The organism is Flavobacterium sp. WC2430 (assembly GCF_040822075.1).
Lineage (GTDB): Bacteria > Bacteroidota > Bacteroidia > Flavobacteriales > Flavobacteriaceae > Flavobacterium.
This window is the reverse complement of record NZ_CP162007.1, coordinates 3,640,291-3,654,407: the sequence shown is the minus strand read 5'-3', so window position 1 is coordinate 3,654,407 and position 14,117 is coordinate 3,640,291. Positions and strand designations below refer to the sequence as shown.

Here is a 14,117-nt window from a genome sequence, read left to right as displayed (position 1 = left end):
GTATAATTAACTGGCTTTAATTAAATTGATACTTTCTGAAAATTCTTTATCTGTAGTAATTATTTTAAATGTATTGGATTCATTATCAACATTAATTACTTTCAATATTTTCATTACAGATACTTTTATATAAAAGTTTTCATGATTAATAAATTGTGAAATGAAAGAAATATCGCTAGTGTCATACATGCTTTCCAACATTTTAAAGAAGGCAATCTGTTCCTCTATATCACGTTGATCAAAATTATTTTTTAATATTGCGACCGCTTCAATAACTCCCATGTTGGAAAGCACATCAATTGCTTCAATTCTGACCTGCATTTCTGAATGATTCAGAAGTTTTATAATTACATCTTTGGCTTCAAACTGATTGTAAATTTTGGCTAGTTTTAAAGCAAAAAGAACAACGGTACTATTACTTGATTCTAACCATTCATTTATATCTGGTATTTTTTGGTCTTCAAAATTTTGAAGAATTTCTAATAATTGAATTTGGTCCCACTCTGATAATGGAGTTTTTAATATATTTAGAAAATCAAGTCCTTCAAAATGGAATAATTTTACTAAATACATTTGGATTTCTTTACGCACTTCTTTTTTTGGATGATTTATTAAAAGAATTACGTCGTCATGCACATCTTTAATTCCAAATTGGGTAAGCTCTTTAATTGCTTTTGCAATTATATTCCATTTTTTATGTTTCAGTTTTGATGAGGCATAATTAATAAGTCCTGTTTGGTAATATAGTTTCTGGATGTCATTAGCTGTTTCACCTGAAATTTCGCTTCTCAATTTCAACAAGGTCGAGATGATTAGTTTTCTTTTTAAACTATCCTCTGAACTTTTTTTCAAATAATTAATAATTTTTTGTTGTTCAGGACTCACTTCCTCTTCTTCATTACCCGAATATAAATATTCTATTAAATCAGCTTCATATTTTTTTTCATATACTTTTTGGATTCTTTCTTTAGTCCTTAGACGACTTCTTAAGTGTTTTAAATAGAATGTTAAACTAATTATTGTAAATGTAAATACAGCACTCAAAGCCCAAGACAATTGAATAATTGTAGGGGCGTATTTGAGATAGTCGACAATATATTGAAATATATTTACCATATTTTGTTTACCAATTTTTTTCTATCGTAATAATCGTTTTATTCTTATACTTAATTCATTTGGGCTGAATGGCTTACTCATAAAATCAGTTGCACCTAAATTAAAAGCTTTGAGAACCATTTCTTCCTGACCTGCTGATGAAAACACAATGATTGGCGTTACGTATTCTAATTTGTTTCTTACGTGACTTATTACTTCTAATCCGCTTACAAATGGCATCATTATATCAGTAAGAATTAGATCAGGGCTGTGTTCTTCTATTATTTCAATTGCTTCTTTTCCATTAATGGCCATGAAAAGTTTATACCCTTCTTTCTCTAATTTGAATTTGAGTAATAATGAGAGGATTGAGTTATCTTCTGCCAAAAGAATTTTTTTTGATTCACTCATTGTTTGACTATTTAAAATTTGTTTTGTAATTGAAATGCAGAGGTTTTATTGTTTTTTAATGTTGATTTTGATCATTTAAGTTTTTAAGGTCTTTTCTTATTTAATTTAACCAAATTTAAGATAAATCTTGGCTCCAACAATCGATTAAACGCTAAAAACATCGATAAAAGGCATAATAACCCACATTTGTAAGTTTAAGATTATGATTTAAGAAGTTGTCTTATTTGGAAATTTTACACAACTTTTCTTTTGAGTATTTATTTTAAACTTTTTAGTTAAGTTTTCTAAATAAATTAGTTGCTTAAATTAAAAGCCTTCAAAAACGCCTAAACCAAATAAAGCAAAATCATATTTTACAGGATCTTTGGGATCTAATTTTCGAAGTTGTAGATCTAGTTCGGCAAGTGCCTTTCCATCATTTTGTTTTCTGGATAATAAACCTAGCTTTCGAGCTACATTTCCAGAATGAACATCAAGAGGGCAGGATAGGGAAGAGGGTGAAATATTTTTCCAAATACCTAAATCAACTCCTTTGTTGTCTTGACGTACCATCCATCTTAAGTACATGTTGATGCGTTTTGCGGCTGAATTATTCATTGGATCCGAAACATGTTTTTGTGTTCGGTATTGATGTGGAATTTCAAAAAATATTTTTTTGAATTCTGAAATGGATAGTTGCATAGTTTCTAAATCTTGGTTATTAGTAAATACGCATTCTAATCCATTATGGTTTTGATAAATGTTTTTTAAACTTTTAATGAAGAATGTAAAATCTTGTCCGTTGAATGTTCTGTGTACAAATGATTCCAGTTGTTCTAGATTAGTTTCAGTATGGGACATTATAAAATCGTAGGGGGCATTCCCCATTAAATCCATCATCTTGTGGGAGTTTTTGATGATCATTTTACGATTTCCCCAAGCAATTGTGGCACTTAAAAAGCCTGCAATTTCAATATCTTCTTTTTGGGTAAAAAGATGTGGGATCTGAACGGGGTCACTATCGATAAAGTCGAGTGTATTGTATTGTATCACTTTCTCATCAAGAAATGATTTGAGTTCAGATGGATTCATTTTTGTTTAAAGTTTAATGTTTAAAATGTTTCGTCATTTTTAATGAACTTTAAACTGTTTTAGTTACTAATCATACCATCAATCATAATTAATTTTCTGTCGGCCATATTAGCTAAATCTTCGTTATGTGTGACTATTACAAATGTTTGTCCAAATTCATCACGCAATTTAAAAAATAACTGATGTAAGTTCTCTGCTGATGCTGTATCAAGATTCCCCGAAGGTTCATCTGCAAAAATGACCGCTGGTTTATTTATTAACGCTCTTGCTACTGCTACTCGTTGTTGTTCTCCACCCGAAAGCTCATTGGGTTTGTGATTCATTCTATGAGAAAGACCTAGATAAGTTAATAATTTTTCGGCCTCAATCTCAGTTTCTTTTTTCGGTTTATTAGCTATAAAGGCAGGAATACATACATTTTCTAAGGCAGTAAATTCAGGCAATAGCTGATGGAATTGAAAAATAAAGCCCAGATTTAGATTCCTAAATTTGGATAAATTTTTATCTTTCATGGTCAAAATATCTTCATTATTGATACGAAGAACAATTTCATTTTCTGTTGAAGGTCTATCTAATGTTCCTAAAATCTGTAAAAGAGTAGTTTTACCTGCTCCTGATGCCCCTACAATAGATACGATTTCTCCCTTTTTTATATGTAAGTCAACTCCTTTTAAAACATGAAGTTCATCGTAATATTTATGTAAATTTTTTGCTTGTATCATTTTAACCAGTTTGTACAAAGAAACAAAGATTTTAATGATTATTGGTATAATTTTAATCCCACAAACTATAAATTTTAGTTAATGAAAAAGAAAGAAGTCTATTAAATAGGTTAAATTTGGATAGTCATAAATAGAATTTAAATTAAGAATTTATAAAATGGAATTACAAAATACAATGGAGAAAGCTACATTTGCTGGAGGTTGCTTTTGGTGTACTGAAGCAGTGTTTTTAGAGTTAAAGGGAGTGAAAAGTGTTGGTTCGGGGTATATTGGAGGACATACTTTAAATCCTACTTATGCTGAAATTTGTAATGGGAATACAGGACATGCTGAAGCCATTGAAATTGTTTTTGATCCCAATGAGATTTCTTTTGGCGAATTATTAGAGGTGTTTTTTGCAACTCATGATCCTACAACATTAAACCGTCAAGGGAATGATATTGGGACGCAATATAGAAGTGAAATATTTTATCACAGCGAAATGCAAAAAGAGATTTCGAAAGCCTATATTTCGTTAATGACTGAAGAAAATACTTTTGATGCTCCTATTGTTACGCAAATCTCACCAGTATCTACGTTTTATAAGGCAGAAGAATATCATAATAACTATTACAACCAGAATAAATTGCAAGGCTATTGCTCTTATGTAATTACTCCTAAAATGGAAAAACTAAAAAAAGTTTTTAAAGATAAACTTAAATAAGAAATCTATTATTATTATTATTATTAATTTTCTTGAAACGAATTGTTAAAGTAATATAATATGGATAGACCTATTTTAGCTACTAATAATAAAACTAAGAATTTAATACTTGGGATACTCTTTGACGGAATAGGTATGTTGTCGTTTACGGTGCCTACGATTGGTGAGTTTTCAGATGTTATTTGGGCGCCAATTGCAGGTTTTTTAATGACTCAAATGTATAAAGGAACAGTGGGAAAGGTTGCGGGTGTGATTGCCTTTTTGGAAGAGATTATTCCCTTTACTGATATTATTCCAAGTTTTACCTTGACCTGGATTTATAATTATTGGATTAAAAAAAGAGAGTGAATTAATCTTTAAATAGAAAACGTAATCCCATTCGTTTTAGCATTTTTTTTTCAAAAGCCCAGAAGAATTTGAACTGTCCAAATATAAATCCATTCAACACTAAAAGGACTTGATAAATTGGGAAAATCAGTAAGAGTCGAATAGGTGTAAACCACATACCTAAATCTTCTTTTATAATTCCCAACCATAAACAAAAAGGTTTAGACAACCAAGCCGAAGCAGATCCCGTAATTGCAAAAACAATAATTATTATGGTAAGTTGAAAATTAGATTCTATTCCCCAACGTTTCTTCAATCCTTTCATTTTTATTTATAATGATTACAAATATACTAAGATTATCTTGAGGGAACATATCCAAAAAGTTTTTGTTTATAGGTATTTTGAAAATAAACTAAATAATTATAAATTAAATAATTGACTTCATACCCATAGTCAATATTGGGATCGTAAGATATACTCATTTCATATAAATTGGGACTATAGCGAAAAGGTTGTAAAACACGGTTATTCCATTCGCTGATCCAGATTCTGTTTTTACTTTCTAAGTACGATTGGGAATAATAATTTCGAGGAAAGGCTCTTGAAACAAGCCAAGTATTAAAACCGGGGTCAATAATTATTACTTCATATTCTAATTCATCGTTAGCAATTCGGATGGTATCATTTTGAATAGGAATTGTTTTATTAGACTTTACTAAAGCTGTGTTAGCTGTTTTACAACTAAAAATGGAAAATAAAATAACGCTTACTATGTAAAAAATTTTTTTCATGATTGAAATATTGAAATTAAATTTACAAAAATAATTAGTTGGTTGTGAGTGTTTTAACAAAAAAAATCATTTACGATAAGCAAATGATTTTTAAAAATAAGTATGTTGTTTATTATTTTCCAAATAAACCACCTAGCATCCCGCCAATTCCACCACCTTTTTTGGTAACAGCATCCATTGCGTCACTAATATCTACTTTGCCATCTCCATTTTGGTCTAAGCCAAATTGTCCTCCATAGGTAGAGATAGCATCCATAATTCCAGAGTTTTTCCCAGCATCTCCTGTGATGGCTCCAATAATATCTGATATTTCAAAACTGGAATCATTTGGATCTTTTGCTTTACTTACTAAAGCACCCAAAATTTGAGGAATTAATTTAGAAGCTACTCCAGAGGCATCAGAGGCATTTATTCCAAATTTTTCACCTAAGTTACCTGATAATTCTTGTGTTAGTTTTTGTACTACTGGGTTAGTACTATTTGTAGCATTGTTACCTTGAAATAATCCAGCTAATTGGTCAATGCCTCCTTCGGAAACTACTTTTTGTAATCCGCTTAGTACTGAATTACTGGCTTCGTCTAGTACCGCTTCGTTTTTTTCATTTGGTACTGCTGCATTATTTATCACAGAATCTACACCAAATTGTTGGGCTAATTGGGTTAATTGTTCAAACATTTTTATACTTTTTAGATTTGCTTTGCAATTTACAAAAAAAATGGGTTTGTTAAAATAAATTAACAAACCCACTTGTATATATGTAACTAAAATTAAGTTAATTAACCAATCAAACTAATGATTTGTGAAGCTAATTCCGTACCAATTCTATCTTGTGCTTCTCCAGTTGCAGCTCCAATATGTGGAGTCAAAGAAATTTTAGCATTCATTAAAATTGTCATTTCTGGAGTTGGCTCATTTTCAAAAACATCTAATCCAGCAAACAACACTTTTCCGCTGTCTAATGCTTTTACTAATGCAACTTCATCAATAACACCACCACGAGCACAGTTTACAATACCTACACCATCTTTCATGATAGCTAGTTCTTTTTCACCGATGATGTAACCATCTTGAGCTGGAACGTGTAAAGTAATAAAATCAGCTTCTTTGAATAAAGATTCAAGTGATTGAGAAACTATAGTAGTAGTGATTGATTGTCCGTCAAAGAATTCCACTTTTACGTCAACTTGTGGGATAAAACTATCCGCAGCAATCACTTTCATACCTAGTCCAAGAGCCATTTTAGCAGTAGCTTGACCAATACGACCAATACCAACAATTCCTAATGTTTTACCTCTTAATTCAATTCCGTTTGCATATGCTTTTTTCAAACCATCAAAGTTTGAATCTCCTTCAAGAGGCATGTTTCTATTAGAATCATGTAAAAAACGAACACCAGAAAACAAATGAGCAAAAACTAATTCTGCCACAGATTCTGATGAAGATGCTGGAGTATTGATTACATGAATCCCTTTGCTTTTTGCATAGTCAACATCAATATTATCCATACCTACACCACCACGACCAATTATTTTTAGACCTGGACAAGCGTCAATTATATCTTTACGTACTTTAGTAGCGCTACGAACTAAAACTACGCTCACGTTGTTTTCGTTTACAAAATTAGCCACTTGTTCTTGTGCTACTTTTGTAGTTATTACTTCAAATCCACCTTTTTCTAAAGCTAGAATTCCACTTTTAGAAATTCCGTCGTTTGCTAATACTTTCATTATTGTTTTTTTTAAGATTGAAAATTTAAAAATTCAATCTGTTTATTTAATGGTGTGATTGATTATAAAAAGTTTTTGAAATTCTTAAATCAATCCCTAATTATAATTTTTAAATTGCTTTTTCTAATTCTTGCATGACATCTACCAAAACTTGAACGCTTTCAATAGGCAAAGCATTGTACATAGAAGCTCTATAACCACCTACAGAACGATGTCCAGGTATTCCAGAAATTCCTGCTGCTTTCCACATAGTGTCAAAAGTTGCTGCGTGCTCTGGATTGTTTAATAAGAAAGTTGCATTCATATTAGAACGGTCTTCAATTGCAGCAGCACCTTTAAACAATGGATTTCTGTCAATTTCAGTGTAAAGTAAAGCAGCTTTTGCATTGTTTAGTTTTTCAACAGCAGCAATACCACCTAGATTTTTTAACCATTGTAAAGTCAACAGTGATGCATATACAGGAAAAACAGGAGGAGTATTATACATACTTTCTGCTTTAATATGTTTTTCGTAATCCAATATACTTGGGATAGTTCTACCTGATTTACCTAGGATTTCTTCTTTTACAATTACAAGAGTGGTTCCTGCTGGCCCCATATTTTTTTGTGCTCCTGCATAGATGATATCAAATTTAGAAAAATCCAAAACTCTAGAAAAAATATCAGAACTCATATCGCAAACAATTGGCATGTCTAACGATGGAAATTCTTTTATTTGCGTACCAAAAATGGTGTTATTACTTGTACAGTGAAAATAATCTGCATCAGCAGGTACACTGTATCCTTTTGGGATATTATTGTAATTTTCTTCTTTTGAAGAGGCAACAACAACCGTTTCTCCAAAAAATTTCGCTTCTTTTATTGCTCCGCTAGCCCATGTTCCTGAATCAAGATAAGCCGCTTTACCGCCTTCTTTCATTAAGTTATAAGGTACCATTAAAAATTCTAGACTTGCTCCGCCAGCAAGGAAAAGTGCTTGATATCCTTTGCCTTCTAATCCTAATAATTCTAGTGCCAATGCTCTAGCTTCATCCATAATCGCAACAAAATCTTTGCTTCTATGCGAAATTTCTAATATAGATAACCCGGATTCATTAAAATTTAAAATAGCTTGTGCTGATTTATCAAAAACTTCTTGTGGTAAAATACAAGGTCCTGCGCTGTAGTTGTGTTTTTTCATGATGTAGTTTATGTCCGAAAAATTAAAATGCAAATTTCGGCAATAGGACTTTAAAAAGCGTTAAATAATTCGAAAAAATAAAACATTTTTAACCTATATTGTTAACAAAAACGAAATAGTATCTACGTTATCTGCGTAATCCCATAATTGAGGGTTTTGCGTTTCTCCAAAAGCGATACTGTTTTGAACAAGACCATTACTAACAATACATTGTATTTGCTCTTTTTCATTTATTAACCTTTGTTGTAGATCAGCTATGGTTTCATAGCGCTCGTAAAAGACACTTGAAATAGGAGAGGCGTAACTTGAATCCTCTTTTAAGGTCAAAAAACCATTGTCAAGAAGCTTAAAATTACTCATTAAAAACACAGCCTTATTGTAATCGTAATTATTGGCATATTTTTCATAGTGAATCACATCCTGATATTCAAAAATAGCTTCAAAAAAAGGATCGAAAACATAGTCTTTTGGGACAAAAAGTTTAGATACATTTCGACATCCTAGTCCAAAATACCTAAATATATCTTCTCCTAAAGCAATTAACTGCTCTTTGGACTCTGAACCATTTAGTACTGCAACAGAATTTCTGTTTTTTCTGATAATGGATGGTTTATCTTTAAAATAATATTCAAAATAACGAGCTGTATTGTTGCTTCCAGTTGCTATTACGGCATCAAAATTCTCTAATTTTCCTTCAACAAACGTGATTTTTTCAGCAAATTCAGGTTCGACGGCTATGATGTATTTTGCTAAAAAAGGAAGTAAATATTGGTCGTTTGAAGATGTTTTTATTAAAACATTATGGCCAGTCATTAATACAGTCAGAAAATCATGAAACCCTACCAGAGGAATATTTCCCGCTAAAATTAAAGCAACGTTCTTGGCTTTTATATTTTCAATTGCGTAGACAGATGTCCATTTCGTTAAATTATCTTCGGTCAGTGCTTTGGCCCAAGATTGGATAGAAAAGTATACATGTTCAGGTGTATACCATCCATTATGGGACTGGGAAAGTTTTATTAAATTGATGAATTCTTCGAAAAAGAGGTCATTATATAGTACGCTTGTTTTTTTTGAATCATTATCTTGAGAAAATTGGCTTAAAAATTTCCCTAATTCAACAAAAATACTTTTTTTTGTTTCTAATGTCATAATGTTTGCTTATGAATTGTTTTGATTGTAATTTTGCACAAAAATAAGCATAATAAAGTCGAAGTCAAAAGTCATCAAGTCAAAAGATTGAATTGTCTTTTAACTTTGAGACTATAAGGCTTAAGACATATAAACTTTAAGATAAATTACGATGGCAATTATAATAACAGATGAATGTATAAATTGTGGTGCTTGCGAACCAGAGTGCCCTAATACAGCTATATACGAAGGTGCGGATGACTGGAGATATAAAGATGGAACAAAATTGGTAGGGAAGGTGATTTTACCAGATGGTACAGAGGTTGATTCAGATGCTGCTCAAACTCCAATTTCTGATGAAGTTTACTATATTGTACCTGGTAAGTGTACGGAGTGTAAAGGATTTCATGATGAGCCGCAATGTGCTGCTGTTTGTCCTGTAGATTGTTGTATTCCAGATGATAACCATGTGGAAACTGAAGAAACCTTGTTAAATAGACAAGCTTTTCTGCATAATGAATAAGTTTAATTTAATTTAAGCACAAAAAAACCTGAACTCTCGTTCAGGTTTTTTTTGTGTTATGTCTTATTTTTTATTTTTCAATAACATAAGTAGTAACAGTGATTGTGTCTGTCGCTTCATCATACGATTCTAGAACTAAATTTCCATCACCATCAAAATAACCAAATGAAGTTTTGTTTTTAGATTTATAGATGTAATTGTTATTCGATGTTTTTCTTAAGATAGCTGATTTTTTTCCGTCAGGAGAAAAAACTGTATAACCACTTTTATCATTAGAAACTTGGTATTTTACTCCGTCTAATTCGTAATAAGCAGATCGGTCTACGTCAATTAATTTAGTAACTCCATCAGCCGTGATTTTTGTTGTTGCGGTAACTTCTACAGGAGTTTCTTTTGTGTCTTTGTTTAAAACTTTTGAATCGGCATCCATTAACTCAACTGCTTGAACCTCTTTTACCTCTTCAGTTTTAACTAATTTTTTCTCTCCTTGTGAATCTTTAATTGTTGTAATTTTAGTTTTTACTTCTGTTTTTACATTTTTGTTTTGTGCTTGACTATTAAACGAAAGTAAAAAAGCAACCATTCCTAAAGCTATAATTTTCATGATATTTGTTTTTAATGATTTGTATATCACAAAAATACAAATAGATCTAGGCTTAATTATTATATGATTTTAATAAAAGATTATATTATTTACGTTATTGTTAAAACTAAATGAGATTGAAATTTAAAGTCTCTTTTTTTTAGCTACAATAACATAGGTATCATAGGCATAGGTTTTTCGATCTATGGTTTTTATAATTTCAAAATTATTTATGTATAAAAAAAGTTGCATTTCATTTAATGTAAAAACGCGTACGGTTGAAAAATCATTTGCTATTAATTCTTTGTCGCCAAGGGTAATAGTGAAGTATTTTGCATTCCATTCGAGCATAAAGTTGTCTAAGGAGGTTGTTTCCCAGTTGCTTTCCCTTAAATAGTTCACTCCTTCATGTTTGGCTTCATGTATTATTTTTTGATTTTCATTTACAAAAGGGATAAATCGGTTAGCATCTATAAAATCAAAGATTATAATTCCTTCGTCATTAATATTGTTTATTAAACAGGTAAAGGTTTCGTTAATGTCATCATTTGAAGTTAAGTAACTTGTAGATCTACCTGTGATAAGAATAGCATCGACTGGTTTATCCAGGTTGAAATCACGCATGTCTCCGTGAATAAAAAGACAGTTTTTATTCCTTTGCTGCGCAATAGCAATCATATTTTTACTGTAATCTAATCCTTTGTAATCTTGTTTGTTTTCTTGAAAGCGTTTGGCAAGATTGCCAGTACCACTTCCTATCTCTAGTATACTTTTGCAATTATTTTCTTGAATAAGGGAGTTGTAAAACTGATACTCTTCATCATAATCAACAAAAGTTTGATACATAGCGTCGTATATAGTTGCCATTTTTTCATTGTATAGTGATGCCATAAGATGCTCTTTTAATACGGTTTCTGGATAAATGCTTTTTGAGTGTATTGATTAATTTTAAAATGAATACGTACGATATAAATTTATGAAAAAATGAAGTATAAAAAAAGGCTGTCGAAAGACAGCCTTTTAAAATTATATATTCGATAACCGAATTAGAATTTATAGTTCATTGATAAATTGAACATAGTTCCTAATTGACTAAAGTGAAAACCATCATAAGTCATTCGAGAATAACGTTGGTTAAAAGTAATCAAGTTTGATTGGTTTTTAACCTGAGCAGCATCAGCTAATAAAGCAGCACCTGCAGCATTTTCAGCTTTAAATTTCCATTCTGGTAATACATTTAACAAGTTATTTGCATTAAAAGAGAATGTTAATTTCTCAGTTGCTGAGAAAGAAACTCCTAAATCCGTAACAATTTTAGGTGTAAATTCTGTTCTTAAGTTTGAATCTAAACCATCTTGTTTGAAAGTAGTTTTTCCAAAATAAGTATTGTTAAGAGAGAAGCCAAATTTTCCAATTTCATAATTAGCTCCCAAAATCCATTTAGTGTCTGGTCTAGAAGTAAACATTAAAGCATCTAATGTAGGGCTGAAGTTATTACTTTTTACAGGAGAAATTCTTTCGTTTTGAATGGTAACGTTTCCAGATAAGTTGAAAGCAAGTTTTCCAGTTCCTAATTCAATGTTAGTATAGTTAGCAACAAAATCCAAACCTGAAGTTCTTGAATCAAATGAATTCTCAAACCAAGCCACTGTACCAAATTGAGTTTCTACTTTGTCTCCTAAAACGATTCTGTCAGCAACTTTAATATTGTAATAATCTACAGTAAAGTTGAAGTTTCTAGAAGGTTTTGCACCAATACCAACAGTAATATTAGTTGATTTTTCAGCATCTAATTTAGGAATTCCTAAGATACGAGCTTGTGGAGATGAGTTGTTGATTAATCCACTTACTTGAATTCCTTGACCAGGAACAAAAGAGTATTGCGATTTTTGAGTGTAAATTTGGTGTAATGTAGGTGCTCTGAAACCAGTAGAAACAGATCCTCTTAATGTAATTTTATCATCGGCAAATTTATATCTTGAACTTATTTTCCAAACTGTTGCTCCACCAAAGTCACTATAGTCTTCATAACGAATAGTACCGTTTATTAAGAAATCTTTAGTTACGTCGTAGGCAACGTCAAAATAAGCTCCTAAATTGTAACGATTCCATTTTCCAGAGTTTTCAGGTCTGTTACCTGCAAAAGAGTCAGCTCCAACACCATCCCAAGATGCTTTGTCACCTTCGATAACTTCAAATGTTTCTGTTCTCATTTCCGAACCAAAACCAATACTAATTTTGTCAGACAATATTTTAGATATGTCTAAATTCCCTACAATATGGTTGAAAGCAGTTCCTCCTGGTTTGAAAGAGATTGGACTGTTTTCTAAGTAAACGTTATTTCCATCAGAATCTTGTATGTCTGATCTGTTAAATGAATTGTTAACAGAGTACGTTTGAGTGTTACCACCAACTGTAATACTTGCATCAGTATTCCAGTCGTTTTTTGTTGACTTGTATCCAAATGTTCCATTATAGTCATTCAAATCTCCTTCAAATGTTGGAACATAACCTTGATAAGATGCTGGGGTACCATTACCAAAAAAGTCTTTTAAGAAAGGATAGTCAGATAATGTTCTCCAATATGGAGTTCTATAGTTAGCAAAAGAGTTTACTTTTTTGTAAACATATGCTGCATTGTAATAAAGTTGAGATGTTTCGCTTAACTCTTTACCACCATTTACTAAGAATTTTGCAGCTGCAGTTTCAGGAGAACCATTGATGTTTCCTGCGTCTGGGTGTTTAGCAAGGAAAGCTTGGACATCAGATAAGGATGCACCAAAATCTCCAGCTTCACCAGCAGCATCAACTGTACCTGGTCTGTTTGATTGGTTTACTTTAGAGAAATCTACAGTATAGTTTACGAAACCTTTATCTCCAACAGTAGAACCATTGTTTAAACTAACTCCTAACATTTCGCCATCACCTTCAGAAGTCATTCCACTTCTTACAGTTACTGAACCTCCGTTAGTACTTTTCTTTAAGATAATGTTCATTACCCCTGCGATTGCATCAGATCCGTATTGAGCAGAAGCACCATCACGAAGTATCTCTACTCTTTCGATTGCGTCTGTAGGTATCGCAGAAATATCTGCACCTGTTTCACCACGTCCTGGAGAAGTTTGTACGTAAAGCAATGAACTTAAGTTTTTACGTTTTCCATTGATAAGGATTAATGTTCTACTTGGTCCCATGTTTCTAATTTCATAAGGATCAAGTAAAGAAGTCGCATCATTCACTGGAGTTTGTACCGTGTTAAATGATGGGATTTTGTACTGTAATGCTTTGTCAAAAGTTGCTTGACCTGTAGATGTTAAATCTTTAGAAGAAATTACGTCAATTGGTAATGCGGTTGTAGTGTTACTTCTAGGAGCTGTTCTAGATCCTGTAACTACAATTTCATCTAAGGCTTGACCACCTTCTTCTGATAAAACGATATTAATTGTTGAGCCAGTTGCTTCTTTTTCAACTTTAGAATAACCAATATAACTAAAAACTAAAGTAGCTCCCTCTTTAACTTTTATTTTGTATGCTCCATCGATATTAGTAGAGACTCCATTGTTTGTCCCTTTTTCGACAATGTTAACTCCGGGTAATCCCGCACCAGAGTTATCTTTTACTACTCCAGAAATTTCTTTTTGAGCAAAAAGAACACTGACATTTAGTAGTAAAAAAAGTAATGTGATTTTTTTCATAATTTAATTAAGTTTGGTTTTTGGTTTAAAATCTTGTGCAATATAGTATTTTTTTAACATAACATTAATATATCGTCTGTATTTCTAAAAATAAATGGGAGATAATGAAAATTTCACAATCTAATTACGGAATCAATAAATTGTTACAAAAATTAT

Annotated in this window: 16 protein-coding genes; 3 read left to right on the top strand and 13 right to left on the bottom strand. The window is 31.5% G+C overall.

What is annotated here, in order from left to right:
• Positions 1 to 6: 6 nt before the first annotated feature.
• From AB3G36_RS15915 to AB3G36_RS15900, 4 genes are all read right to left on the bottom strand, one after another.
• Positions 7 to 1,116 (bottom strand): HEAT repeat domain-containing protein, encoded by a 1,110-nt coding sequence (locus tag AB3G36_RS15915; RefSeq protein ID WP_367754388.1) that lies wholly within the window; start codon positions 1,114 to 1,116, stop codon positions 7 to 9.
• Between the two features lie 21 nt (positions 1,117 to 1,137).
• Positions 1,138 to 1,506: a response regulator transcription factor gene (locus tag AB3G36_RS15910; protein ID WP_367754386.1), complete on the bottom strand. Its 369-nt coding sequence runs from the start codon at positions 1,504 to 1,506 to the stop codon at positions 1,138 to 1,140.
• 306 nt (positions 1,507 to 1,812) lie between these two features.
• Entirely contained in the window at positions 1,813 to 2,577 is a 765-nt protein-coding gene (locus tag AB3G36_RS15905; protein ID WP_367754384.1) for a TIGR02757 family protein, read from the bottom strand.
• A 59-nt stretch (positions 2,578 to 2,636) separates the two neighbouring features.
• Entirely contained in the window at positions 2,637 to 3,299 is a 663-nt protein-coding gene (locus AB3G36_RS15900; protein ID WP_367754382.1) for an ABC transporter ATP-binding protein, read from the bottom strand.
• 157 nt (positions 3,300 to 3,456) lie between these two features.
• Between AB3G36_RS15900 and msrA the strand changes: the two genes are divergently transcribed.
• Both msrA and AB3G36_RS15890 read left to right on the top strand, forming a co-directional pair.
• The gene (msrA, locus tag AB3G36_RS15895) at positions 3,457 to 4,002 is read left to right on the top strand and encodes a peptide-methionine (S)-S-oxide reductase MsrA (protein ID WP_367754380.1); all 546 of its coding nucleotides are present in this window, start codon (positions 3,457 to 3,459) and stop codon (positions 4,000 to 4,002) included.
• 60 nt (positions 4,003 to 4,062) lie between these two features.
• Entirely contained in the window at positions 4,063 to 4,350 is a 288-nt protein-coding gene (locus AB3G36_RS15890) for a hypothetical protein (RefSeq protein ID WP_367754378.1), read from the top strand.
• Position 4,351: 1 nt separating this feature from the next.
• Here the strand turns inward: AB3G36_RS15890 and AB3G36_RS15885 are convergent, their stop codons facing one another.
• The 6 genes from AB3G36_RS15885 to AB3G36_RS15860 form a co-directional block, all read right to left on the bottom strand.
• Positions 4,352 to 4,654: a DUF6787 family protein gene (locus AB3G36_RS15885; RefSeq protein ID WP_367754376.1), complete on the bottom strand. Its 303-nt coding sequence runs from the start codon at positions 4,652 to 4,654 to the stop codon at positions 4,352 to 4,354.
• A 32-nt stretch (positions 4,655 to 4,686) separates the two neighbouring features.
• Positions 4,687 to 5,121, bottom strand: coding sequence for a DUF6146 family protein (locus AB3G36_RS15880; protein WP_367754374.1), 435 nt, complete (start codon positions 5,119 to 5,121; stop codon positions 4,687 to 4,689).
• A gap of 112 nt (positions 5,122 to 5,233) precedes the next feature.
• A complete protein-coding gene (locus AB3G36_RS15875) occupies positions 5,234 to 5,797 on the bottom strand; it encodes a hypothetical protein (RefSeq protein ID WP_367754372.1) in 564 nt (187 codons plus the stop codon).
• A gap of 101 nt (positions 5,798 to 5,898) precedes the next feature.
• Positions 5,899 to 6,849 (bottom strand): D-2-hydroxyacid dehydrogenase, encoded by a 951-nt coding sequence (locus AB3G36_RS15870; protein WP_367754370.1) that lies wholly within the window; start codon positions 6,847 to 6,849, stop codon positions 5,899 to 5,901.
• Positions 6,850 to 6,958: 109 nt separating this feature from the next.
• Entirely contained in the window at positions 6,959 to 8,029 is a 1,071-nt protein-coding gene (serC, locus tag AB3G36_RS15865) for a 3-phosphoserine/phosphohydroxythreonine transaminase (protein ID WP_367754368.1), read from the bottom strand.
• Positions 8,030 to 8,122: 93 nt separating this feature from the next.
• A complete protein-coding gene (locus tag AB3G36_RS15860; RefSeq protein ID WP_367754366.1) occupies positions 8,123 to 9,181 on the bottom strand; it encodes an acyl-CoA reductase in 1,059 nt (352 codons plus the stop codon).
• A gap of 151 nt (positions 9,182 to 9,332) precedes the next feature.
• Here AB3G36_RS15860 and AB3G36_RS15855 point away from each other — a divergent pair, with 151 nt between their 5' ends.
• Positions 9,333 to 9,683: a 4Fe-4S dicluster domain-containing protein gene (locus AB3G36_RS15855; protein ID WP_269222303.1), complete on the top strand. Its 351-nt coding sequence runs from the start codon at positions 9,333 to 9,335 to the stop codon at positions 9,681 to 9,683.
• A gap of 70 nt (positions 9,684 to 9,753) precedes the next feature.
• Here the strand turns inward: AB3G36_RS15855 and AB3G36_RS15850 are convergent, their stop codons facing one another.
• From AB3G36_RS15850 to AB3G36_RS15840, 3 genes are all read right to left on the bottom strand, one after another.
• Positions 9,754 to 10,287 (bottom strand): hypothetical protein, encoded by a 534-nt coding sequence (locus tag AB3G36_RS15850; protein WP_367754364.1) that lies wholly within the window; start codon positions 10,285 to 10,287, stop codon positions 9,754 to 9,756.
• Positions 10,288 to 10,410: 123 nt separating this feature from the next.
• Positions 10,411 to 11,157 (bottom strand): class I SAM-dependent methyltransferase, encoded by a 747-nt coding sequence (locus tag AB3G36_RS15845; RefSeq protein ID WP_367754362.1) that lies wholly within the window; start codon positions 11,155 to 11,157, stop codon positions 10,411 to 10,413.
• Positions 11,158 to 11,312: 155 nt separating this feature from the next.
• Positions 11,313 to 13,961, bottom strand: coding sequence for a TonB-dependent receptor (locus AB3G36_RS15840; protein ID WP_367754360.1), 2,649 nt, complete (start codon positions 13,959 to 13,961; stop codon positions 11,313 to 11,315).
• Between the last annotated feature and the right edge of the window lie 156 nt (positions 13,962 to 14,117).